The sequence below is a fragment of the Kitasatospora sp. NPDC030952 genome (assembly GCF_055571335.1).
The window spans coordinates 110,563-132,149 of sequence record NZ_JBVIFM010000004.1 but is presented as its reverse complement, the minus strand read 5'-3'; the positions used below and the strand labels follow the sequence as shown (position 1 = coordinate 132,149).

20 protein-coding genes are annotated in these 21,587 nt (G+C 75.1%); 12 read left to right on the top strand and 8 right to left on the bottom strand.

Annotated features, from left to right (window positions below; genetic code table 11):
* Nucleotides 1-102: 102 nt before the first annotated feature.
* Nucleotides 103-393 (top strand): helix-turn-helix transcriptional regulator, encoded by a 291-nt coding sequence (locus ACZ47G_RS10375; RefSeq protein ID WP_380452148.1) that lies wholly within the window; start codon nt 103-105, stop codon nt 391-393.
* A 133-nt stretch (nt 394-526) separates the two neighbouring features.
* Nucleotides 527-1,573 carry a homoserine dehydrogenase gene (locus ACZ47G_RS10370; protein WP_465741009.1) on the top strand — a complete coding sequence of 349 codons (1,047 nt, stop codon included), beginning with the start codon at nt 527-529 and terminating at the stop codon, nt 1,571-1,573.
* Between the two features lie 38 nt (nt 1,574-1,611).
* Here the strand turns inward: ACZ47G_RS10370 and ACZ47G_RS10365 are convergent, their stop codons facing one another.
* Nucleotides 1,612-3,285 carry an FAD-binding oxidoreductase gene (locus ACZ47G_RS10365; RefSeq protein WP_465741008.1) on the bottom strand — a complete coding sequence of 558 codons (1,674 nt, stop codon included), beginning with the start codon at nt 3,283-3,285 and terminating at the stop codon, nt 1,612-1,614.
* Complete coding sequence (locus ACZ47G_RS10360; RefSeq protein WP_465741007.1) at nt 3,282-4,280, bottom strand: helix-turn-helix transcriptional regulator; 999 nt, start codon at nt 4,278-4,280, stop codon at nt 3,282-3,284. Before ACZ47G_RS10360 ends, ACZ47G_RS10365 begins: the two co-directional genes overlap by 4 nt.
* Before the next feature lie 115 nt (nt 4,281-4,395).
* On the opposite strand from ACZ47G_RS10360, the gene ACZ47G_RS10355 reads away from it, so the two are divergent.
* Entirely contained in the window at nt 4,396-5,583 is a 1,188-nt protein-coding gene (locus ACZ47G_RS10355) for an MFS transporter (RefSeq protein ID WP_465741006.1), read from the top strand.
* Nucleotides 5,584-5,658: 75 nt separating this feature from the next.
* Here the strand turns inward: ACZ47G_RS10355 and ACZ47G_RS10350 are convergent, their stop codons facing one another.
* Nucleotides 5,659-5,925 carry a hypothetical protein gene (locus ACZ47G_RS10350; RefSeq protein ID WP_380452134.1) on the bottom strand — a complete coding sequence of 89 codons (267 nt, stop codon included), beginning with the start codon at nt 5,923-5,925 and terminating at the stop codon, nt 5,659-5,661.
* A gap of 18 nt (nt 5,926-5,943) precedes the next feature.
* Entirely contained in the window at nt 5,944-6,309 is a 366-nt protein-coding gene (locus tag ACZ47G_RS10345) for a DUF488 domain-containing protein (protein WP_380452132.1), read from the bottom strand.
* A 262-nt stretch (nt 6,310-6,571) separates the two neighbouring features.
* Between ACZ47G_RS10345 and ctaD the strand changes: the two genes are divergently transcribed.
* The gene (gene ctaD, locus ACZ47G_RS10340; protein WP_465741005.1) at nt 6,572-8,311 is read left to right on the top strand and encodes an aa3-type cytochrome oxidase subunit I; all 1,740 of its coding nucleotides are present in this window, start codon (nt 6,572-6,574) and stop codon (nt 8,309-8,311) included.
* On the top strand, nt 8,308-8,709 hold the full coding sequence (ctaF, locus tag ACZ47G_RS10335; protein ID WP_465741004.1) for an aa3-type cytochrome oxidase subunit IV: 402 nt from the start codon (nt 8,308-8,310) through the stop codon (nt 8,707-8,709). Before ctaD ends, ctaF begins: the two co-directional genes overlap by 4 nt.
* Here the strand turns inward: ctaF and qcrB are convergent.
* From qcrB to ACZ47G_RS10315, 4 genes are all read right to left on the bottom strand, one after another.
* Nucleotides 8,669-10,390, bottom strand: a complete 1,722-nt coding sequence (qcrB, locus tag ACZ47G_RS10330; RefSeq protein ID WP_465741003.1) for a cytochrome bc1 complex cytochrome b subunit — start codon at nt 10,388-10,390, stop codon at nt 8,669-8,671. The two genes, ctaF and qcrB, sit on opposite strands and share 41 nt — an antisense overlap.
* A 105-nt stretch (nt 10,391-10,495) precedes the next feature.
* The gene (locus ACZ47G_RS10325) at nt 10,496-10,969 is read right to left on the bottom strand and encodes a nucleoside deaminase (protein WP_380452121.1); all 474 of its coding nucleotides are present in this window, start codon (nt 10,967-10,969) and stop codon (nt 10,496-10,498) included.
* Between the two features lie 136 nt (nt 10,970-11,105).
* On the bottom strand, nt 11,106-11,735 hold the full coding sequence (locus ACZ47G_RS10320) for a pyridoxamine 5'-phosphate oxidase family protein (RefSeq protein WP_465741002.1): 630 nt from the start codon (nt 11,733-11,735) through the stop codon (nt 11,106-11,108).
* A gap of 93 nt (nt 11,736-11,828) precedes the next feature.
* Complete coding sequence (locus tag ACZ47G_RS10315) at nt 11,829-13,034, bottom strand: AI-2E family transporter (RefSeq protein ID WP_465741001.1); 1,206 nt, start codon at nt 13,032-13,034, stop codon at nt 11,829-11,831.
* A 385-nt stretch (nt 13,035-13,419) separates the two neighbouring features.
* Between ACZ47G_RS10315 and ACZ47G_RS10310 the strand changes: the two genes are divergently transcribed.
* The 7 genes from ACZ47G_RS10310 (at nt 13,420) to ACZ47G_RS10280 (ending at nt 21,459) form a co-directional block, all read left to right on the top strand.
* Nucleotides 13,420-13,896, top strand: coding sequence for an STAS domain-containing protein (locus ACZ47G_RS10310; protein WP_465741000.1), 477 nt, complete (start codon nt 13,420-13,422; stop codon nt 13,894-13,896).
* Between the two features lie 8 nt (nt 13,897-13,904).
* Entirely contained in the window at nt 13,905-14,369 is a 465-nt protein-coding gene (locus ACZ47G_RS10305; RefSeq protein WP_465740999.1) for an ATP-binding protein, read from the top strand.
* A 111-nt stretch (nt 14,370-14,480) separates the two neighbouring features.
* Nucleotides 14,481-14,861 (top strand): STAS domain-containing protein, encoded by a 381-nt coding sequence (locus tag ACZ47G_RS10300; protein WP_465740998.1) that lies wholly within the window; start codon nt 14,481-14,483, stop codon nt 14,859-14,861.
* A gap of 52 nt (nt 14,862-14,913) precedes the next feature.
* Nucleotides 14,914-15,285 carry a hypothetical protein gene (locus tag ACZ47G_RS10295; protein ID WP_465740997.1) on the top strand — a complete coding sequence of 124 codons (372 nt, stop codon included), beginning with the start codon at nt 14,914-14,916 and terminating at the stop codon, nt 15,283-15,285.
* Nucleotides 15,286-15,432: 147 nt separating this feature from the next.
* On the top strand, nt 15,433-18,621 hold the full coding sequence (locus tag ACZ47G_RS10290) for a HAMP domain-containing protein (RefSeq protein ID WP_465740996.1): 3,189 nt from the start codon (nt 15,433-15,435) through the stop codon (nt 18,619-18,621).
* A 19-nt stretch (nt 18,622-18,640) separates the two neighbouring features.
* Entirely contained in the window at nt 18,641-20,938 is a 2,298-nt protein-coding gene (locus ACZ47G_RS10285) for a PP2C family protein-serine/threonine phosphatase (RefSeq protein ID WP_465740995.1), read from the top strand.
* Between the two features lie 104 nt (nt 20,939-21,042).
* A complete protein-coding gene (locus ACZ47G_RS10280) occupies nt 21,043-21,459 on the top strand; it encodes a hypothetical protein (RefSeq protein WP_465740994.1) in 417 nt (138 codons plus the stop codon).
* Nucleotides 21,460-21,587 lie beyond the last annotated feature (128 nt).

Here is a 21,587-nt window from a genome sequence, read left to right as displayed (position 1 = left end):
TCCTGCGGGTTGCCGCCGTCGCGGGAGGCAAACGGCGCCGGACGGCGAATCGGACGGCTTCGGGGTCGCAGCGGGGCGTGGCACCGGCCGTAGGCTGGGACCATGACTGAGCGGCCAGCGGGCCTTGGGTGGACCTTCCTCACCAACCACGCCCGCGTCCTGGTGCAGATCGCCCGCGATCCCGGAATCCGGGTGCGGGACATCGCCGCCCGCTGCCTGCTCACCGAGCGGGCCGTGCAGCGGATCATCGCCGACCTCGAAGCGGCCGGTTACCTCACCCACGAGCGCCGCGGGCGGGTGAACCATTACCACGTGATCGCGAGCAAGCAACTGCGCCACCCGGCGGACGCCGGGCCCACGCTCGCGGAACTGCTGGCCGTACTGCTGCGCTGACCCCCGGACGTCCTCGGCGAGTTCCGCCGGCTCGGCTCGGCCCGGCCTGGACCGGCCCGGACCGGCCGTGGAAGCGGGCGAACGGCAGCCGCCGCCGGCTGGCGGCCCGGACGGCCCCGGGTATCCTCGCGGGATGCCCGCACCAGATGTCCGGACCGTCTCCCCCTCGGCCCCACCAGCCGGTGAGCCGGCCGTCGTCCTCTCCGGCTACGGCCCCGTCGGCCGCGCCTACGCCGAGCGGCTGCTGACGCACGGTGACGGCATCGCGGAGGAGTACGGCGTCCGGCCGAGGCTCGCGGCGGTGCGGGTCGGCTCGGCGCAGGTCGAACTCCACGGCGGTGGCCCGGTCCCGCCGCGGGCGGAGTGGGGCCCGCTGGCCTCCTTGGCGCAGACCCTCGACCGCACCGGCGCGCGGGTGCTCGTCCAGTCGCTGCCGTCCTCCCCGCAGGCGCGGGAGCAGGCCGCCGAGGAGGCCTGTCTGGCGCTGGGGCGCGGGGTGCACGTGGTCACCGCTACGAAGAGTCACCTGCTGAGCCACTGGCACGAACTCGCCGGGGCCGCGCGGGCGGGCGGCGGCCTGATCAGGATCTCCGGGGCGACCGGTGCGGCCCTGCCGACCGCGGACCTGGCACGCACCGGTGTGCGCGGTCTCGGCTGCCGGACGATCCGGGCCTGCCCCAACGGGACCGCCACCTTCGTGCTCGACCGCCTGGCGGTGGGCGACCCCCTGGACCGGGCGGTCGCCGAGGCCCAGCGGCGCGGCATCGCCGAGGCCGATCCCTCGGCCGACCTGTCGGGCGCCGACGCGGCCACCAAGGTGCGACTGCTCGCGGCCCTGCTGTGGGGCTGGGAGCCGGCGGCCGTCAGGGTCAGTACGGAGGCGGTGGACGCGGGGACGGGCGCCGCGGCGGTGGCCGCGGCCGCTCGGGGGCAACGGCTGCGGGCGGTGGCGAGCGCGAGCGCCGACCGGCCGCTGCTGGTCGAGGTCCGCCTGGAGCGGACCGCGCCCGGCGACCCGCTGCACGCGCTCACCGGCCCGGAGAAGGCGGTCGTCTACGGCTGCCCCGACGCCGGCGACATCACGGTGAGCGGCGGCCGCTCCAGCCCGCTCGGCGCGGCACTGGCGATGCTTCGGGACACCCTCGACGTGACGGCGCCGCGCGGATACGGCTTCGGCTGAGCCGGGACGTGCCCGGTCGGGGCCGGACCGGGCACGCGTCAGGCCGGGCTGATGGCCTGGGGGAAGGTGAAGAGGCCGTCCGGATCGTAGCCGCGCTTCACCCCGCGCAGCCGGTCGAGGTTGCCGCCGTAGTACGCCCGGGCCCAATCGGTCAGGCGCGGATCGGGGTAGTTCTGGTACGCCTCGCCGCTGGCGTACGGGCGCATGGTGCTCCAGACGTCCTGCAGCCAGGCCTGGGACTGCTCCACGCCCGGCCCCGAACCGGCCCCGGGAGAAGGGTAGTTGGCGATGTACTGGGCCGAGAACAGCGCGCCGCGGTGGACGAAGGCGGTGTCCCCGGGAGCGATCCGGCCGACCGCGCCGCCCAGCGCGTCGAAGGCGACCGAGGCGCTCCCGCCCTGCGGTGCGGTCCGGGCGTACCGGTCGACGGCGGCCACCAGCGCCGCGATCCCGGCCGCGTCGATCGGCCTGGTGTAGAAGTCGGACCGGGCCGCGTACGACTCCCTGGTCAGTCGGCCGTCGGGGCTCCTGCCGGGCAGGCTGCCCGGCAGGTGGGCGGCCGCCTGCGACCAGCCGGCCACCCCGCCCAGCACCTTCATGGTGTCCAGGAACGGCGCGGTGTGGAGGGAGGCGGTGGCCGGCGCGACGGCCAACCGGTCGATCAGGTCGGCGAGTTCGCGCTGCGGACCGAGCAGGTTGACGGTGCTGGTCAGGCGCAGCCTGCCGTCCGGCCAGGTGTCCAGGTGCAGGTTCGCCCAGAGCTGGTCCGGGGTGCCCGCCACCCAGCTCTGCCAGGCCGCGACCACCGACCCGGCGGCGGACCAGGGCCAGGACAGGAAGGCGTACGCGCAGGTCGCCGCCGGGTGGGTGCGGAAGGTGAAGGAGGTGACCACGCCGAAGTTGCCGCCACCACCGCCGCGCAGCGCCCAGAACAGGTCGGCGTCGGTGTCCGCGTCCACCTGCCGGATCCGCCCGTCCGCCGTCACCACCTGGGCGCCGGTGAGGCTGTCGCAGGTCAGCCCGTACGCCCGGCAGGTGACGCCGATGCCGCCGCCCAGGGTCAGCCCGGCCACGCCGACGCTCGGGCAGGAGCCGGCCGGGACGGTCACGCCGTCGGCCGCCAGCCCCGCGTACACGTCGATCAGCCGCGCCCCGGCCCCCACCGTGGCCGTGCCGCCCGAGCCGTCGACCCCCGCCATCGCCCCGACGTCCAGGACCATCCCGGGGCCCGAGGACCAGCCCGCGTAGCTGTGCCCGCCGCTGCGCACCGCGACCGGGACGGCGTGGCGGCGGGCGAAGGCCAGGCAGGTGGTGACGTCCTGGGCGGTGGCCGGGTAGACGATCCCGGCGGGTCGGAGGTCGTCGAACTGCGGCTGGTAGAGCCGGCTCGCGTCCTGGTAGCGGCCGTCCTGGGGGCCGATGACGGTGCCGCCGAGGTCCTTGGCCAGCGCGGCCCAGTCGGCCGGGCCGGCGGGTGTGGGGCTCGCCGTGGTGGGCCGGGGCGAGGGCGATCGGGTGGAGGCCGACGGGCCCGGGGCCGGCGCGGGCTCCGGGCCCCCGCAGGCCGCGAGCACCGCCGCCAACGGCGCGGCGAGGGGCACGGTGGCGAGCCGGAGCACCGTTCGGCGGGGCGGCCCCGCCGGGTGCGGCGTGGGACCGGGGAGGTCCGGCGTCGGTCCGGGGAGGTCCGGTATCGATCCGCTCCCGCTCATGGCCGCCTCCCGTTCCCGGGGCCGTCGCCCGGTGCCGCCGCGGCCCGTGGCCGCACGCTACCCGTCGGCGCCGGGACCGGGCGCCGACCCGACGCAACCACGGGAGGGCCGGCGGCGCCGGCCGCCGCCTCGACCGGGTCGCCGGCCGGTGCGGTCGGGCAGGAGGCCGCCGCCGCCATCGCCCGGCGGGTGCCCGGGTCCGCCGGGTGGCGGACGACGAGGTGCAGATCCGGGTCCTCGGCCGCGATCAGCTTGGCCTGGCGGAACGTCAGCAGCCCGAGCCGCGGGTGGTCGAAGCGCTTGAGCGCCGGGTTGAAGCCCGCCACGTCGTGGCGTTCCCAGCGGGCGCGGAAGCCGGGGTCGGCGGTCGAGACGTCCGCGACGATCTCGGCGAAGCGCGGGTCGCCGGGGTGGCGGTCGGCGGAGGCGCGGAACTGGGCCAGCACCGCCCAGGACTCGGCCTCCCAGTTCTTGAGGACGGTGCGCATCGGCGGCCAGCCGAAGTAGAGCCAGATCATGTTGCGCCGCTGGACGGGCAGTTGGTCCAGCCCGTCGTAGATGGCGGCCTCGCTCCCGTTGTGGGCGAGGATGTCCCAGTGCCGGTCCAGCAGGCAGGCCGGGGTGGGGCCGAGGGCCGCGACGGTGGCCCGCAGGTGGTCGCCGACCGCGGGGCAGCCGTCGGCGGCCGGGCGCGGGGCGGCGTCGTTCTCGCCGGCCAGGTCGAAGACGTGGCGCCGCTCGGCCGAGGTGAGTCGCAGGGTGGTGGCCAGCGCGTCCAGGACCTGGCCGGAGGCGGCGATCGGGCGCCCCTGCTCCAGCCAGGAGTACCAGGACACGCTCACCCCGGACAGCTGCGCCACCTCCTCGCGGCGCAGCCCGGGCGTCCGGCGCCGGGGGCCGCCGGTCAGGCCGACGTCACCCGGGGTCAGGCGTTCCCGCCGGGAGCGCAGGAAGGCGCCGAGCGCCGTGCGGCGCTGTGTTTCACGATCGTTCATGATGGGCCCAGGGTACGGTCCGGCGATCCGGCCGAGGCTGTTATTCCCACTACCAGGATGATCCGTCAGCGCCTGGTGGCGGGGCGGGTCCGGTGGCGGCCCGAGGATGGGACGCATGACTCCGATCGCCCACACCGCCGCTCCGGTCGCCGCCCGGCCGGACACCAGGGTGCCGTTCCCGTTGACGGCCGCCGCGTTCACCGCCAACTTCGACCGCTTCGCCATCGGCCCGGTGCTGGTCACCGTCGCGGCCGCGCTGCACGTCCCGCTGTCCTCCGCGGTGGCCCTGGCCGGCGGCTACGCGCTCGCCTACGGACTGTCACAACCGGTCTGGGGCGTGCTCTCCGACCGGATCGGGCGGCTTCGGGTGATCCGCACCGCCCTGGCGGTGGCCGCGCTGGCCGGCCTGGCCTCGGCCGCGGCGCCGAACCTGGCGGTGCTCACGGCGCTGCGGGTGGTCACCGGCTTCGCGTTCGGCGCCGTTGTGCCGTCCTCGCTGAGCTTCGTCGGGGACGCGGTGGCGCCGGAGCGCCGGCAGGGCGCGCTGGCCGACCTGATGGCGGCGCTCGGGCTCGGCAACGGACTGGCCGCGCTGTTCGCCGGGATGGTCGCCAACTGGCTGAACTGGCGGCTGGTGTTCGTGGTGCCCGCGATAGCCGCCGCGGCGGCCGCGATCGGGCTGCGCCGCGCGGTGGAGCCGGAACGCGCCCCGGCCGGCAGCCTGGCCGGGCAGCTCGGTGCGGTGCTGCGCAGCCCGTTCGCGTACCTCGTCGCCCTGCTCGGCCTGGTCGAGGGCGCGGTGCTGCTGGGCGGGCTGACCTTCGTCGCCCCGGCGCTGGAGCACCGCGGCCTCTCCGACGCCGCGGCCGGTGCGATCACCGCCCTGTACGGCGCGGGGACGCTGGTGTTCACCCGCGCCGTGAAGGCCCTGACGCGGTACGTCCCGGCGCACGGCCTGGCCGCGATCGGCGGCGCCCTGGTGCTGGCCGGCTACGGCGCCGCCGCCCTGGTGCCCGGGGTGTGGACGTACGCGCTGGTGGCCGTGCTGCTCGGCGCGGGCTGGGCCTTCCTGCACTCGACGCTCCAGGCGTGGGCCACCTCGGTGGTGCCCGAGGCGCGTGGGACGGCCGTCTCCTGCTTCGTCGCCGCGCTGTTCGTCGGCAGCGCCCTGGGCACCGCGCTCGGCGGGGGAGTGGCCGGCCAGGGGCGGTTCGACCTGCTGTTCGGCGTGATCGCCGTGGCGACCGTGCCGCTGACGGCCGCGGTGGTGCTCGGGCGGCGCCGCTTCACCGCCCGGGGCTGACCCGAGGCCGGCCTGCGGACCCACGGCGCCCTTGCTGGCGCACAGCCCCCTGCTGGCGCACAGCCCCCTGCGGGGTCAGAGCGCCCGCAGGGCGGCCTCGCAGGCGGCGCAGCGCCGGTCGGCCAGGGCGGGCGGGTACCAGGGCTCGCCCGGTCGGGCGGGCCGGTAGTGGGAGTGTTCCATCGGGTCGGTGTCCAGGCCGCACAGGGTGCGCGGGAGCGGGTCCTCGGGCACCTCCGGGTCGCCGCCCGCCGCGTGCACGGCCAGCACCACCGGCTCCACGCCGTCCGGTCCGAGGGCTTCGTCCTGTTCGAGTTCGAAGAGGACGACGATCGCCGTCATGTCGCGTCACCCGTCCGCTCAGTGCTTCTTCTTCGCCAGCCAGTCGGCGAGCACGGCCGCCTGGCTGTGGTCGACGTCCTTGGTGGCGGTGAGCAGGGTGAGCGGGTCGTGGGCGGCCAGCTCGCGCAGGTGGCCAGCGGCCTCCCGGTGCTCGGCGTCGCGCAGCTCGGCGAGGTAGCGGCGGCGGAACTCGGTGAAGCGCTCCGGGTCGTGGCCGTACCACTTGCGCAGTCCGGTCGACGGGGCGACGTCGCGCAGCCATTCGTCCAGGTGCGCGTCCGTCTTCTTCATGCCGCGCGGCCAGACGCGGTCCACCAGTACCCGTTGCCCGTCCTGGGGCGAGGCGTCCTCGTAGATCCGCCGGTAGCTGATCTGTGCGGCCATGACGGGTTCCTCCCGGCTCGGTGTGCTGTGGCGGGTCCGTCCACACCGGTGGCGGTCCGCCCACACCAGCGTGTGCCCGGATCGGGCGGATCCGCACACCGACGGCGCAGCCGGGGCGGCCGCACGCCCGCCGGTGCCGCGTGGCGCCCCGTGGCACCGGCGCCCCGCCGCTAGGGTCGCTCCCGGTGTGCGGGGCCGGGCCGTTCCGGGGGAGGACGGGGCCCTGCCGGGGGGTTTCATCCGGCTCCGCTGCGGAGGTCCCATGAGTGCGTCCGAAACCACCGCCGACACCACCGTCGACACCACCGTCGACACCGGCCCGCCGCCGCGCGTCCGGCTGCGGGTGCGGCGGGGCAGCCGGCTGCTGCGCTGGCTGTTCACCACGGACCACAAGGTGATCGGCAACCTCTACCTGGCGACGGCCTTCGGGTTCTTCCTGGTCGGGGGCCTGATGGCGCTGCTGATGCGGACGCAGCTGCTGGGCCCCGACACCGGGTTCCTGTCGAACGAGCGGTACAACCAGCTGTTCACCATGCACGGCACGATCATGCTGCTGCTGTTCGCCACCCCGACCTTCGCCGGCTTCGCCAACGCGATCATGCCGCTGCAGATCGGCGCGCCCGACGTGGCCTTCCCCCGGCTGAACGCCTTCACCTACTGGGCGTTCCTGCTGGGCGGGCTGATGGTGCTGAGCGGCTTCCTCACCGCGGGCGGCGCCCCCGCGTTCGGCTGGTTCGCCTACGCGCCGCTGAACGGGCCGGAGCACTCGCCCGGGACAGGCCCGGACCTGTGGGCGCTCGGCCTGGTGGTGGCCGGTCTCGGGACGATCCTGGGCTCGGTCAACTTCATCACCACCATCACCTGTCTGCGGGCGCCGGGCATGACGCTGTTCCGGATGCCGGTCTTCACCTGGAACGTGCTGTTCACCTCGATCATGGTGCTGCTGGCCTTCCCGGTGCTGACCGCGGCCCTGCTGCTGCTGGAGGCGGACCGCAAGTTCGGCGCCCACGTCTTCGACCCGGCCAACGGCGGGGCGATGCTCTGGCAGCACCTGTTCTGGTTCTTCGGCCACCCGGAGGTGTACATCGTGGCGGTGCCGTTCTTCGGCATCGTCAGCGAGATCATCCCGGTCTTCAGCCGCAAGCCGCTGTTCGGCTACTACGGGATGATCGGCGCGACCATCACCATCACCTCGCTGTCGATGTCGGTCTGGGCGCACCACATGTTCGCCACCGGGCAGGTGCTGCTGCCGTTCTTCTCGATGATGTCCTTCCTGATCGCGGTGCCCACCGGGGTGAAGTTCTTCAACTGGATCGGGACGATGTGGCACGGCTCGCTGTCCTTCGAGACCCCGATGCTGTGGTCGATCGGGTTCCTGGTGACCTTCCTGTTCGGCGGCCTGAGCGGGGTGCTGCTGGCCGCGCCGCCGATCGACTTCCACGTCACCGACAGCTACTTCGTGGTGGCCCACCTGCACTACGTCCTGTTCGGGACGGTCGTGTTCGCGACCTTCGGGGGCTTCTACTTCTGGTGGCCGAAGATCACCGGGAAGATGCTCGACGAACGGCTCGGGAAGGTGCAGTTCTGGATCCTGTTCGTCGGGTTCCAGGCCACCTTCCTGGTGATGCACTGGCTGGGTGCCCAGGGGATGCCCCGGCGCTACGCGACGTACCTGGCGGTGGACGGCTTCACCACGCTCAACGTGGTCGCCTCGATCGGCGCCTTCCTGCTCGGCGTCTCCAACCTGCCGTTCTTCTACAACGTCTGGATCACCACCCGGCACGGCACCCGGGTCGACCAGGACGACCCGTGGGGCTGGGGCCGCTCCCTCGAGTGGGCCACGTCCTGTCCGCCGCCGCACCACAACTTCCTGGTGCTGCCCCGGATCCGCTCCGAGTCGCCGGCCTTCGACCTGCACCACCCGGAGGTGCCGCCGGAGGACTCACCGAGCGGCGCCGGACAGCCGCAGGTCGGCCGGAGCGGACGGGGGGAGGCGCGATGAAGGCCGAGGGGTGGCTGTTCGCCGTCATGACGGTGTTCTTCGCGGTGGTCGGGCTGGTCTACGGGTTCTGGGCGCACGAGCCGGCCGGCAAGGCGATCCTGACGGTGGCGTTCCTGATGTCGGGGCTGGTCGCGCTGTTCTGGTTCGTCCAGCACCAGCGGCGCGGCGGCGGGCGGCCGCAGGACCGCAAGGAGGCCGAGATCGTGGAGTCCGCCGGGCAGGTGGGTTTCTTCCCGGCCCGCAGCGGCTACCCGGTGCTCACCGCGGCGGGCCTGGTGGTCTTCGCGCTGGGCCTGGTGTTCGCCCGCTGGCTGATCATCTGCGGGGCGGTGCTGCTCGGCTTCGCCGTGTTCGGCTTCATCTTCCAGTACCACGACCGCGGCGACGGCGGGGCCTGAGCCGGCGGAACAGCCGGCCCAGCGGCCCGCGCCGCTCCGGGAGCGCGGGCCGGTCGGCCGCCGGCGGTGCGGGGTGCTCCGGCGCGGTGAGGACGGCCGCGACGGCGTGGACCTCCTGCTCGGTGGCGGGCAGCTCGACCCGGTCGCCGTGGTACCAGGAGCCGAGCGCGGCCCGGGCCCGTTCGGTGCGCGGCGCCCCGGGCCGCGGCTCGTCCGGTCGCGGGGCGTCGCGCACCAGCAGCGCGTACCGCTCGGCGGCCGGCACCGGCCGGTGGTGCCCGTCGAATCCGCCCTCGATCGACTGGTCGATCCGCCCGGTCGGGTCGCCCTCCAGCAGCCGGGAGCGGTCCCTGGCCTGCAGGGCGAGGCAGAACCACCGGGTGAGCAGGAACGCGAGCGCCGGCGCCAGGAAGAACGCCGCCCGCAGCACCCAGGTCAGGGAGTTGACGGAGACGCCGAAGACGTACGCCACCACGTCGTTGCCGCCGGCGATCAGCAGCACGGTGTACCAGGTGACCCCGGCGGCCCCGAGCGCGGTGCGGACGGGCTTGTTGCGCGGCCGGTCGCACAGGTGGTGCTCGCCGCCGCCCGGGGTGAGCCAGCGCTCCACGAAGGGGTAGGCGTACAGCGCCCCGAACAGCAGGCCCGGCACCACCAGGGCGGGCAGGAAGGCGTTCCAGGAGACGGTGTGCCCGAGCACCCCGGTCTCGGCCGCGGGCATCAGCCGCAGCGCCCCCTCGATGAACCCGATGTACCAGTCGGGCTGGGCGCCCGCCCCGGCGATGTCGGGCCGGTAGGCGCTGTAGCGCCAGATCGGGTTGATCTCCGCGGCCAGCGCGGACAGCGCCAGGATGCCGCCGACGGTGAAGGCCAGGCCGGTGGTGCGGGCCAGGAACTGGGGGAAGAAGGGGAGCCCCACCACGTTCCGGTTGGTCCGGCCGGGCGCCGCCCACTGGGTGTGCTTGAGCACCACCACCAGGGTCAGGTGCGCCCCGATCAGCGCCAGCAGCAGACCGGGCACCAGCAGGATGTGCACGGTGAACAGCCGCGGGATGATCGCGTGCCCGGGGAACTCGCCGCCGAAGGCGAAGAAGGTGAGGTAGCTGCCGACGAGCGGCACCGAGAGCAGGACGCCCTCGGCGATCCGGAGCCCGGTGCCGGACAGGGTGTCGTCCGGCAGCGAGTAGCCGGAGAACCCCTCCAGCAGGGCGAGGGTCAGCAGGGTCACCCCGATCACCCAGTTCAGCTCGCGCGGGCGGCGGAAGGCGCCGGTGAAGAACACCCGCAGCAGGTGTGCGCAGATCGAGGCGACGAACAGCAGGGCCGCCCAGTGGTGGATCTGACGCACCAGCAGGCCGCCGCGCACCTCGAAGCTGATCCGCAGGGTCGAGGCGTACGCCTCGGACATCCGCACCCCGCGCAGCGGCAGGTAGGGGCCCTGGTAGTCGACGTCGCCCATGCTCGGGTTGAAGAAGAAGGTGAGGAACACCCCGGTCAGCAGCAGGAAGACGAAGCTGTACAGGGCCAGTTCGCTGAGCAGGAACGACCAGTGGTCGGGGAACGCCTTGCGGAGCAGCAGCCTGCCCGCCTCGGTCAGCGGGAGCCGCCCGTCCACGGCCCGTACGGCGCGCTCCGGCCGGTTCGCGGGCACCCGCCGGCCGTGAGCCTGGTTTCCGTCCATAGCGGGCAACCTAGTGCGAAACGCCCGGCCCGGCCGGGCAGGGCATCCCGATCCTCCGCCGGGGCCGAGCCCGGAGCACCCGGTCGGAGCAACCGGGGTGGTCCGCTACCCCCAGTAGCCGACGTGCACGGCCGAAGCCTCCTCGAAGAGGTACGGACCGGACACCTCCACCGTGTTGCCGCCGGCCGCGAAGACCGCGCGGCAGGGCAGGTCGAGGACCGGCTCGTCCGGGTCGACGCCAGCGATGGCGTTCAGTTCGGGCGCGGCGAGGGCGTAGACGACCCGCCGGATGCCGCTCCAGTAGATCGCCCCGGCGCACATCGCGCAGGGCTCGGTGCTGGAGTAGAGGGTGGCCTCGGCGAGCTGGTGCGGGGCCAGGGTGCGGGAGGCCTCGCGGACCAGGTTGATCTCCGCGTGGGCGGTGACGTCGTGGTCGGTCAGCACGGTGTTCTCGGCGGTGAGCAGGACGTCCCCGTCCGGACCGGTGAGCAGCGCGCCGAACGGGTGGTTGCCGTGGGCGCGGGCGGAGGCGCCGAGTTCGATGGCGGCGAGCAGGTGGGCGGGGGAGTGGTCGGCCATGGCGGGTCTCCTCGGACAGGGCGGACGGCGGGTCGGACGGCGGGGCGGGGGTCGGAGCGGGCTGCCGCGCCTCCGGGCCCCCGACCAGTGTCACCCCGCCGCCGCGGGGCCGCCCCGGCGCCCCGGCTCAGCCGGCTCAGCCGTAGAGCCGGGCGCCGTACCGCGGGCCGTAGTACTGCTCGAGGTCCGCCAGGTCCTCGTCCGGCCGCTCCAGGCTCTTGGCGATGCGCGCCCGGGACGGCGCCGCCTCCGGGGTCCAGGACTCGGGCTTCCAGAGCGCGGAGCGCAGGAAGGACTTGGAGCAGTGGTAGAACACCTCCTCGATCTCGACCAGCAGCGCCACCGGTGGCCGGTGGCCGTTGACCACCAGCCGGTCGAAGAACGGCGCGTCGCGCAGCAGGCGGGCTCGGCCGTTGATCCGCAGGGTGTCGCCGCGGCCGGGGATCACGTACAGCAGGCCGACGTGGGGGTTGCCCAGGACGTTGCGGAAGCCGTCGGTGCGCCGGTTGCCGGGGCGCTCGGGCACCACGATCGTGGTGTCGTCCAGGACGAGGGTGAAGCCGGCCGGGTCGCCCTTCGGGGAGGTGTCGCAGCTGCCGTCCGCCGCCGCCGTGGAGACCACGCAGAACGGCGAGGCGGCCAGCCACGCGCGGTCGTGCTCGTGCAGGGAGGTCCGCACCTTGGCCGCGTCCCGCGGGGTCGGCGCACCGAGCAGCTCGCGCAGTTCGTCCTCGGAGGTGATCTCCACCAGTCCGTCCGTCCACATGGACGTTCCCCTCTCCCCGTGTGTCTCGCCGTGCAATGGCGTGTGGCCAGCCTAGGTCCTGTCCGGTGGCCTGTTCGGCCCTGCTCCCGGGCGTCAGCGGTCGCGCGGGGAGCGGCGCGGGTGGTCGCCCACCGCCGGGGCATCGCGCCCGGATCCCGGGTGCCCCCGCGCGCGGTGGTCCCGCAGTGCGTTGAGCACCGCCCAGGCCACCGACACCACCGGCACCGCGACCACCGCGCCCAGCACTCCGGCCAGTACGGCGCCGCCGATCACCGACAGGGCCACCGCCACCGGGTGGATGCGCACCGACCAGCCCAGCACCAGCGGATGCAGCAGATGGCCCTCGATCTGGCCGATCACCACGATCAGGGCCAGCACCAGCAGCGCCACCACCGGCCCGCGCGCCGCGAGCGCCACCAGCGCGGCGACCGCCAGGGCGATCGGGGAGCCGATCAGCGGCACCAGCGCCGCCACGAACTCCAGCACCATCAGCGGCAGCACCAGCGGCACCCGCAGGACGGCCAGCGCGATGCCGACCAGCACCGCGTTGGTCGCCGCCACGATCAGCACCCCGCGGGTGTAGCCCGCGAAGGTCTGCCAGGCGGCCTGGCCGGCCCGGCTCCAGGCGGGGCGGGCCCGGGACGGGAGCTGGTGCTGCGCCCAGGCCCACATCCGCTCGCCGGAGTGCAGGAAGAACACCGAGCAGAACACCGCCAGGGCCAGCCCGGTGACCAGCTCGACGGCCCGGCCGGCCCCGCTGAGCGCCGTGGTCAGCAGCGCCGAGCGGTGCGCCGAGACGAATGAGCCGAGCTTCGCCCGCAGGTCCGTGACGGTGCCGGGCCGCAGGTGGAAGGGGGCGCGGGTGAGCCAGGTGTCGATCCGGCCGAGGCCGCCGCGCAGTTCGTCGCCGATCTGGGTCCACTGGTCGGCGACGTTCGTGCCGACCAGCGCCAGGACCCCGCCGACCAGCGCGACCGCGCACACGAACGCCACCAGCACGGCCAGCGAGCGGGGCAGCGCCCGGGCGAGCAGGTCGACCAGCGGGCGCAGCACCGAGGTGATCACCAGCGCCACGAACAGCGCGATCACCGGCACCTCCAGCTGGCCGAGCACCTCGACGGCCAGGTAGGCCGCCACCCCGAGCAGCCCCAGCCGCCAGATGTACCCGGCGGCGGTGCGCAGCCCGGCCGGGACGCGCTCCGGGGGCGCGGCCGGACGGGCCCGGCGCAGGGCCACCCGGGGCGGACGGCTGCCGAGCGGCCGGGGGCGTCGGCCCGGTCCGGGGCCGTTCACGCCCATGGGCCGGCCCCCCGCGGTCGGCGGGGCGCGGTCAGCGCGCGGGGTGCGGGTCGCGGCACGGCGGGCTCAGCCGGGGGTCTCGTGCGGTACCGACCGGTCCGTGGGCGCGGGCCGGTCGCGGGTCGGGTCCTGGTCGCTCATGGGGCTCGCCTCCCGCTTCCTCGGCCTGCGCCTCCGGAAGCCGTCTCGGACGGAAGTCCTGCCCCCAGCGTCTCTCCGGCCCCGGGGCTCGTACACCTCGGCGCGGGATCGCGGCGGGCGGCCGTCCGGGTGGGTCCGAGGGCCGTCCGGGTGGTTCCGAGGGCCGTCCGGGCGGTCCCGGCCGCCGCGCGGCATGATGGTCGGTACGGCAGCCCTGCCGTACCGACCGGACCGGGAGCGCGCGATGCCAGGGCCAACCGAGGTCCCCAGTGAGGGCGAGCAGCGGAGCACGGGCCTGCACGTGGCGGCCGAGGACCGGGCGTCGGAGCGGATCGTCACGGTGGCCGGGGAGCTGGACCACGACTCGGCGGACGTGCTGCGCACCGTACTGGCCCGGCCGCTGCGGGACGGGGTCCGCCGGATCGTGGTCGACCTCGCCGAGCTGCGGTTCTGCGACTCCACCGGGCTGAACATCCTGCTGCGGGCCCGGATCGACGCGGAGGCGGCCGGGCGGACCCTGGAGGTCGTGCGGCCGCGCCCGATCGTGGCCCGGCTGTTCGAGGTCACCGGTACCGACACCGTGCTGCGCATCCGGTCCGACCCCGACCCCGAGCCCGACCCCGAGCCCGGCCCCGACCCCGGCCCCGACCCAGACCCCGACCCCGGCTCCGGCCCCGCGCCGGGGGCCGTCGCCGAGCCCCCCGCCCCCGGCCGGGAGTGAGGGGCCGCGTGGTGTCCCCGCCGGACGGTGCCCCCGCGCCGGGCCCGGGACGGGCCAGGCGGCTGACATTCGCGGGCAGCGAGGGCGCGGTGCAGCGCAGCCGGGTGTTCAGCCGGGCGGCACTGCGGTCCTGGGGGTGGCTGCCCGCCGCCGACGAGGAGCAACTGGCGGTGTCGGAGGACGTCCTGCTGATGGTGTCGGAGCTGGTCACCAACGCCTGTCTGCACGCGCCGGGCGGCCCGCGGGAGCTGCGGCTGGACTGGGACGGCGCCCGGCTGCGGGTGGAGGTCGCGGACGCCAGCCCGGTGCCGCCGAGGCTGCGGCTGTCCGCGGACCCCGCCCGGCCGGGCGGTCACGGGCTGCGGGTGGTGGACCGGCTGGCCCGGGCCTGGGGGTCGGTGCCCGAGGACGGCGGCAAGCTGGTCTGGCTGGAGGTGCCGTCCCCGCTGGACCGGCCCGCCCCCGGCCGCTGACGCTCCGGCCTATCGGAAACGGTCGACGACGCCGCCCGGTGTTTCCCGGGCGCCGCAGTGGACAGGCGCGCTGCGGGGGCCGTCGGGGGAAGCACCAGGAGGAGGAGCGCCATGGTGGGCCGACAGCCGAAGGGCCGGGGCCCGGCGTCCGAGCGCCTCGGCGAGCCCGGGGTCCTCCTGGCGCACGCCTCGCCGTGGGCCGAGGGCACCGTGATCGCCCTGTACGGCGAACTCGACCTCGACTCGGTCGCCGAGCTGAACGCCGTCCTCGAACCGGCCCTGGCCGAGCCCGCCACCGTCGTCGTGATCGACTGCGCCGGGCTGGAGTTCTGCGACTCGACCGGGCTCAACGCGCTGCTCCACGCCCGGGCCCGGGCGGCGGCCGACGGCAGCCGGATCGAACTGGCCCGCCCCCGGCCGCTGGTGCTGCGGATGCTCGAACTCACCGGCGCCACGGACGCCTTCCGGGTGCGGGACACCGTCCCCGGCTGACCGGGCCGGCAGCGTGCGGGCGGAAGCGTGGGGGAGCGGAAGGGAGCGGAGGATGGCCAGGTTGTTGGTCGACGGTGGCGACCTGGTCGTCAGGCTGGCGTGGTGGGAATGCCTGGTGGCCTGCCGCCGGGAGGTCCGGGCGCCGCTGGAGGCCGTCACGGCGGTGGAGGTCCAGCCGGACCGCTGGCGGGCGCTGCGCGGACTGCGGGACACCGGGCTGGCCGTCCCCGGCGCGCTCTGCCTGGGCGTGTGGCGGCACAAGGACGGACGGGACTTCGTCGCCCTGCGCGGGCACCGGCACGCGGTGCTGTGCGTGCGGCTGCGCCCGCCCGCGCCCTTCGCCGGGATCACCGTGGACACGGACGACCCGCTGCGGACCGCCGCCGAGCTGCGGATGGTCCGGGGGCTCGCCGCTCCCACCTGATCCCGGGCCGCGCTGATCCGGGGCGGGCCGGCACCGGCTGACGCCCCCGGCCTCCGGTGGCACAGTGGGAGCAGGGCGGTGGCCCGCCGCCCCGGGCCGGGGTGGTGCCCTGGCAGCACCCGGCCGTGCGATCCGGACGGTGGACCGATGGACGAGCACCCTGTGAACGGGCTTGCCGAACAGTCGCTGAGGCAACTGCTCGCCGGGCTCACGGCGGTTCGCGACGGCGACTTCCGCACCCGACTGGACCCGGGCCGGCCGGGCGTGCTGGGGGAGATCGCCACGGTCTTCAACGGGATGTCCGAACAACTGGCCCGGGTCACCTCCGAGCTGACCAGGGTGGCCCGCGAGGTCGGCACCGAGGGTCGGCTCGGCGGGCAGGCCCAGGCGCCGGACGCCACCGGGACGTGGAAGGACCTCACCGACTCCGTCAACGCGATGGCCGGCAACCTGACCGGCCAGGTCCGGGCGATCGCGCGGGTGGCCACCGCCGTCGCCGGGGGCGACCTCACCCAGAAGATCCGGGTGGACGCGCGCGGCGAGATCCTGGACCTCAAGGAGACCCTCAACACGATGGTCGACCAGCTCTCCGCCTTCGCCGACGAGGTGACCAGGGTGGCCGGCGAGGTCGGCACGGCCGGGAACCTGGGCGGCCAGGCCACCGTGCGGGGCGTCTCGGGCACCTGGAAGGACCTCACCGACAACGTCAACGTGATGGCCTCCAACCTCACCGGCCAGGTCCGTTCGATCTCCGAGGTGGCGACCGCGGTGGCGCGCGGGGACCTCTCCAAGAAGATCACGGTGGAGGCCAAGGGCGAGGTCGCGGCGCTCGCGGCCGCGATCAACACCATGGTGGACACCCTGTCGGTGTTCGCCGACGAGGTGACGCGAGTGGCCCGCGAGGTCGGCACCGAGGGCATCCTGGGCGGCCAGGCCCGGGTGCCGAACGTCGCCGGGACGTGGAAGGACCTCACCGACAGCGTCAACTTCATGGCGCACAACCTGACCAGCCAGGTGCGCAATATCGCCCAGGTGACCACGGCCGTCGCCGGGGGAGACCTCACCCGCAAGATCGACGTGGACGCGCGCGGCGAGATCCTGGAGCTGAAGACCACCGTCAACACCATGGTGGAGCAGCTGAGTTCCTTCGCCGCCGAGGTGACCAGGGTGGCCCGGGAGGTCGGCACCGAGGGGCGGCTCGGCGGCCAGGCCGAAGTGGAAGGGGTCTCCGGGACGTGGAAGCGGCTCACCGAGACCGTCAACGAGCTGGCCGGCAACCTCACCCGGCAGGTCCGGGCGATCGCCGAGGTCACCAGCGCCGTCGCGGCCGGCGACCTCACCCGCTCGATCAGCGTGGACGCCTCCGGCGAGGTCGCCGAACTCAAGGACAACATCAACGACATGGTGGAGTCCCTGCGCGAGACCATCCAGGCCAACCAGGAGCAGGACTGGCTGAAGACCAACCTGGCCCGCTTCTCCGCCGCCGTCCAGAGCCGCCGGGACATCACGGCCGTCGCCGAGATGATCACCGACGAGCTGACCCCACTGGTCGGCGCCCAGTACGGGGCCTTCTTCCTGGCGGAGGAGACCGAGGGCGGCACCGAACTGGCCCGGATCAGCGCCTACGGCCGGGCTCGCACCGAACTCGCGGACCAGCGGGTGAAGTTGGGCGAGTCGCTGGTGGGCCAGGCGGCGCGCAGTCGGCGGATCATCACCGTGGACGAGCTGCCGCCCGGCTACGCCGTCATCGCCTCCGGGGCCGGCGCCGCCGACGCCCGCTCGCTCGTCCTGCTGCCCATCGCCCTGGAGGAATGGCTGCTCGGTGTACTGGAGTTCGCCTCCGTCCACCCCTTCACCGAGGTCCACCTGGACTTCCTGGCGCAGTTCGCCGAGGCCTGCGGCGTCAACATCGGCAACCTGCTGGCCAACGCGCGCACCGACGAACTGCTCGGCGAGTCCCAGCGGCTCACCGGCGAACTCCGGGCCCGGTCCGAGGAGTTGCAGGCCGGGCAGGAGGAGCTGCGGCGCTCCAATGCCGAACTGGAGGAGCAGGCCGCACTGCTCGCCCAGCGCAACCGCGACATCGAGGCGAAGAACCTGGAGATCGAGCAGGCCCGCCAGGAACTGGAGGAACGGGCCCGGCAGTTGAGCCTCACCTCGATGTACAAGTCGGAGTTCCTGGCCAACATGAGCCACGAACTGCGGACCCCGCTGAACAGCCTGCTGATCCTCGCCCAGCTGCTCGCCCAGAACGCCGCCGGCAACCTCACCGCCAAACAGGTCGAGTACGCGGGCGTCATCCACTCGGCCGGCACCGACCTGCTCCAGCTGATCAACGACATCCTCGACCTGTCCAAGATCGAGGCGGGAAAGATGGAACTGACCCCCGAACCCTTCGCCGTGCGCGAGCTGTTGGAGTACGTGGAGTCCGGGTTCCGGCCGCTCGCCGACCAGAAGGGCCTCGGTTTCGAGGTCACCGTCGACCGGGCCGTGCCGGACGAACTCGTCACCGACCAGGCCCGGTTGCGCCAGGTGCTGCGCAACCTGCTCTCCAACGCCGTCAAGTTCACCGACAGCGGCCGGGTGGAGCTGCGGATCGAACGCGTCGAGGGGCCGCGGCTGCCGCCCGAACTCGGCCGGGCGGAGGCCGCGGTGGCCTTCCACATCGAGGACACCGGCATCGGCATCGACCCCGCCCAGCTGGACACCATCTTCGGTGCCTTCCAGCAGGCCGACGGCACCACCGGCCGCCGCTACGGCGGCACCGGCCTCGGTCTGTCGATCAGCCGGGAGCTCGCCCGGCTGCTCGGCGGCACCCTCACCGTCAGCTCCACCGCCGGGCAGGGCAGCCGCTTCTCGTTCCACCTGCCGCTCACCGAGCCCGAACGTCCGGACGGCGCACCGGAGCGCCGACCGGGCGCCCCCGGCCCCGGGGCCGCCGCGCCCGCGGACCTACGGCTGGCCGGGCGCACCGTCCTGATCGTCGACGACGACGCGCGCAACGTCTTCGCGCTGGCCTCCGCCCTGGAGGAGAGCGGACTGACCGTGCTGCACGCGCCCGACGGCGCCACCGGGCTCGACCTGCTGCGCGCCCACCCCGAGACCGACCTCGTCCTGATGGACGTGATGATGCCCGGCCTCGACGGCTACGCCGCGATCGCCGCCATCCGCGCCGACGAACGCTTCGCCCGCCTGCCGGTCATCGCCGTCACCGCCAAGGCCATGCCCGGCGACAAGGACAAGAGCCTGGCGGCGGGCGCCGACGACCACGTCACCAAGCCCGTCGACACCGGCCGGCTGCTCGACCGGGTGCGCGACTGGCTGGACGGGTCATGACCACCGGCCCGGACCCGTCATGACCGCCGAGCGGCAGACCGGGGACGAAACGGCAGCGGCCCTCGCGGCGACCGTCCGCCGACTGCAGGACACCGCCGAGCGGCTGCGGGCCGAGGCCCGGGCCGGGGCCGTCGTCGACCTGGCCACCGGCATCCTGACCGAGCGCCTCGGCGTCCTGCCCGCCGAGGCGGCCGCCCATCTGGCCCGGCTGGCGCGCGAGGCCGGCGTCCCGGCCGCCGCCCTGGCCACCGACATCGTCGGCCTGCCCGGGCCGGTGCCCGTCCAGCCGGACCGGGCGCCGGCCGACCCCGCCGCGCCGCAGGCCGGGCCGTCGGCCGGCGGGCCCGCGTCCGTTGCCGCCGACCACGACCTCCAGCGGGCCGCCGACAGCCTGCTGGAGCAGTTGGAGGCCTCGCTGGGCGTCCAGGCCCTCGCCGTCTGGCAGCGCCTGCCGGGCGGCGCGCTCGCCCTCGCCGCGCACAGCGGCCTCGCCGCCGCCGAGGCCACGGCCTGGAGCCGGGTGCCGCCGGGCATCGCCACCCCGGCCCAGCAGGTCGTCGTCGGCGCGGCGGAGCTGTGGCCGGACGACCCGTACGACCCGGCCGCCCCGTGCGCCCCGGGGCCGTCGGTCGCCGCCGGGGCGGCCCGGGCGGTCCTCCCGCTGCTGGACCGGGGTCGGCGCCAGGGCGCCCTGGAGGTGCTCTGGACCGGGCCCGCCCCCGCGCTCAGCCCGTCCGAGCGCCACCAGCTGCGCGCGCTGGCCGAACTCTGCGCGACCCTCCTCGGCCCGGTCGGCGAGCCCCCGGCGCCCGACGAGGCCGACGTCCTGCTGGAAGGACTGCTCACCCCCGCGCTCCTGCTGGAACCGGTGATCCGCACCGGGCAGGTCACCGACTTCACCATCCGGCGGGTCAACGCCGCGTTCCGCGACCCGCTCGGCCGCCCCCGGGACGCGCTGGAGGGCGGCTCCCTCCTGGAGGCCTACCCGGTCGCCGGCGCCACCGGCCTGTTCGCCCGGCTGCTCCGCGCGCACCGCACCGGTGTCCCCCAGCCGGGCGAGCCGGTGCGGCTGGCCTTCCAGGACGGCCGGCTCGCCCGGTCCGCCACCGTACGGCTGGCGGTCGCCCCGCTCGGCGGGCGGCTCCTGGTCGGCTGGCAGGAGGAGGATCGGACCGCCGAGGACGAGCAGACGGCGCTGCTGCGCCAGGCCCAGCGACTGGCCCGGGTCGCCGGCTTCGAGGAGCGCGCCGACTCCGACCGGATCCGCTGGAGCGACGGCCTGCGGGAACTCTTCGGCCTGCCCGCCGGCGCGCCGCCCGTCCCGCTGGCCCGTCTCGACCGGCACGTCCACCCGGACGACGAACCCGCCGTGCGCCGCCTGGTCGACACCGTCCGGCGCCGCCGGCGCACCTCCTCCGCGGTGTTCCGGCTGGCCCGGCCGGACGGGGGCTACCGCTACACCCGGGTCATCGCCGAACCCGTCCTCGACGACGAGGGCCGGCTCGTCGCGGTGCGCGGCGCCTACCACGACGTCTCCGCCCAGCACCGCACCGAGGTCGCGCTCGGCGCCACCCGGGCGCGACTGGCCGACAGCGAACAGGAGACGGCCGAAAGCGCCCAGCTGGCCCTGCGGCTCCAGCAGGCCATCCTGCCCGCCGCCCCGCCCCCGCTCGGGGTGACCGGCCTGCGGGCGGCCGTGCGCTACCGTCCGGCCGCCGAAGGCCACCGGGTCGGCGGCGACTGGTACGACGTGCTGCCGCTGCCCGGCAAGCGCGTGCTGCTCGCCGTCGGCGACGTCGCCGGGCACGGCGTCGGCGCGGCCACCGGCATGGTCGCGCTGCGCCACGCCCTGCGCGGCCTGGCCGTCACCGGCGCGGGCCCGGCCCGGCTGCTGGAGTGGGCCAACACCGTCGCCCTGCGCGAACCGGGGCAGGTCACCGCCACCGCCGTGTGCGTGCTGCTCGACCCCGTCGGCGGCGGGCTGCGCTGGGCGCGGGCCGGCCACCTGCCGCCGATCCTGATCGGACCGGGCGGCGCCGAGGTGCTGCCGCTGCCGCACGGCGTGCTGCTCGGCGCGCTGGACGACGCCCGGTACGAGGAGCACACCGCCCAGCTGTCCACCGGCGACGTGCTGCTGCTCTACACCGACGGCCTGGTCGAGCGGCGGGACCGCCCGGTGGAGGAGTCCGTCGACCAGCTGATCCGGACCGCCGGAGCGCCCGGCCCGGACCTGGAGCGCTACCTGGACCGGCTGCTCGACCTCAGCCCCGCCGACACCGACGACGACACCTGTCTGATCGCCGTCCAGGTCGAGTAGCGCCGCTCGGCCACCCACCCCCGCCGGAACGTTACGGACGGGATCCGCCGGGTAGGCGCGGCCTGGTAGCGGGGGGCCGAGAACGGGACGGAAGGGGAACCCCCATGCTGCTGCTAGGACTTCTGCTGCTGGCGGCCTCCGGTGCCTTCACCGGGCTGCTGATCGCCGACAACCTCGGTGGCGGGCCGGAGTACCAGGTGACGATCCTCGGCAACGACCTCGTGAAGCTCGACAGCCTCGGGATCTTCCTCGCGGGCCTCGCCCTCGCCCTGGTCTTCTGCCTGGGACTCGCCATGATGCGGCTGTCCCGGCGCGCCTCCCGGCGCCCGGTGCGGACCGCCGGGTACGTCGGGGACCGGCGGGTGGAGCCGACCGCGCCGGTGGAGCCGGCGCCGCCGCTGGAGGCCCGGGGCGCCCCGCCGGTGAGCCCGGAGGAGCGCGCCGCCGAACAGGGCGGCCGGGCCGCGGGCATCCCGCGCGAGCCGCAACGGCGGCGCGGTCGGCACCTGTTCGGGCACTGAGCCGAGGGTGCTGAGGGCCGGGTGCTGAGGGTTGGGTGCCTGAGGGTTGGGTGCCTGAGGGTTGGGTGCCTGAGCCTGGGCACTGTGCCCGGGGGTCCCTGAGACCCCGGCGCGACCGGGGACGGCGG

Excerpts from the sequence above, each read along its gene's own strand:
- ACZ47G_RS10375 (WP_380452148.1), top strand. The coding sequence starts at position 103 with ATGACTGAGCGGCCAGCGGGCCTTGGGTGGACCTTCCTCACCAACCAC.
- ACZ47G_RS10370 (WP_465741009.1), top strand. The coding sequence starts at position 527 with ATGCCCGCACCAGATGTCCGGACCGTCTCCCCCTCGGCCCCACCAGCC.
- ACZ47G_RS10365 (WP_465741008.1), bottom strand. The coding sequence starts at position 3,285 with ATGAGCGGGAGCGGATCGATACCGGACCTCCCCGGACCGACGCCGGAC.
- ACZ47G_RS10360 (WP_465741007.1), bottom strand. The coding sequence starts at position 4,280 with ATGAACGATCGTGAAACACAGCGCCGCACGGCGCTCGGCGCCTTCCTG.
- ACZ47G_RS10355 (WP_465741006.1), top strand. The coding sequence starts at position 4,396 with ATGACTCCGATCGCCCACACCGCCGCTCCGGTCGCCGCCCGGCCGGAC.
- ACZ47G_RS10350 (WP_380452134.1), bottom strand. The coding sequence starts at position 5,925 with ATGACGGCGATCGTCGTCCTCTTCGAACTCGAACAGGACGAAGCCCTC.
- ACZ47G_RS10345 (WP_380452132.1), bottom strand. The coding sequence starts at position 6,309 with ATGGCCGCACAGATCAGCTACCGGCGGATCTACGAGGACGCCTCGCCC.
- ctaD (WP_465741005.1), top strand. The coding sequence starts at position 6,572 with ATGAGTGCGTCCGAAACCACCGCCGACACCACCGTCGACACCACCGTC.
- ctaF (WP_465741004.1), top strand. The coding sequence starts at position 8,308 with ATGAAGGCCGAGGGGTGGCTGTTCGCCGTCATGACGGTGTTCTTCGCG.
- qcrB (WP_465741003.1), bottom strand. The coding sequence starts at position 10,390 with ATGGACGGAAACCAGGCTCACGGCCGGCGGGTGCCCGCGAACCGGCCG.
- ACZ47G_RS10325 (WP_380452121.1), bottom strand. The coding sequence starts at position 10,969 with ATGGCCGACCACTCCCCCGCCCACCTGCTCGCCGCCATCGAACTCGGC.
- ACZ47G_RS10320 (WP_465741002.1), bottom strand. The coding sequence starts at position 11,735 with ATGTGGACGGACGGACTGGTGGAGATCACCTCCGAGGACGAACTGCGC.
- ACZ47G_RS10315 (WP_465741001.1), bottom strand. The coding sequence starts at position 13,034 with ATGGGCGTGAACGGCCCCGGACCGGGCCGACGCCCCCGGCCGCTCGGC.
- ACZ47G_RS10310 (WP_465741000.1), top strand. The coding sequence starts at position 13,420 with ATGCCAGGGCCAACCGAGGTCCCCAGTGAGGGCGAGCAGCGGAGCACG.
- ACZ47G_RS10300 (WP_465740998.1), top strand. The coding sequence starts at position 14,481 with ATGGTGGGCCGACAGCCGAAGGGCCGGGGCCCGGCGTCCGAGCGCCTC.
- ACZ47G_RS10295 (WP_465740997.1), top strand. The coding sequence starts at position 14,914 with ATGGCCAGGTTGTTGGTCGACGGTGGCGACCTGGTCGTCAGGCTGGCG.
- ACZ47G_RS10290 (WP_465740996.1), top strand. The coding sequence starts at position 15,433 with ATGGACGAGCACCCTGTGAACGGGCTTGCCGAACAGTCGCTGAGGCAA.
- ACZ47G_RS10285 (WP_465740995.1), top strand. The coding sequence starts at position 18,641 with ATGACCGCCGAGCGGCAGACCGGGGACGAAACGGCAGCGGCCCTCGCG.
- ACZ47G_RS10280 (WP_465740994.1), top strand. The coding sequence starts at position 21,043 with ATGCTGCTGCTAGGACTTCTGCTGCTGGCGGCCTCCGGTGCCTTCACC.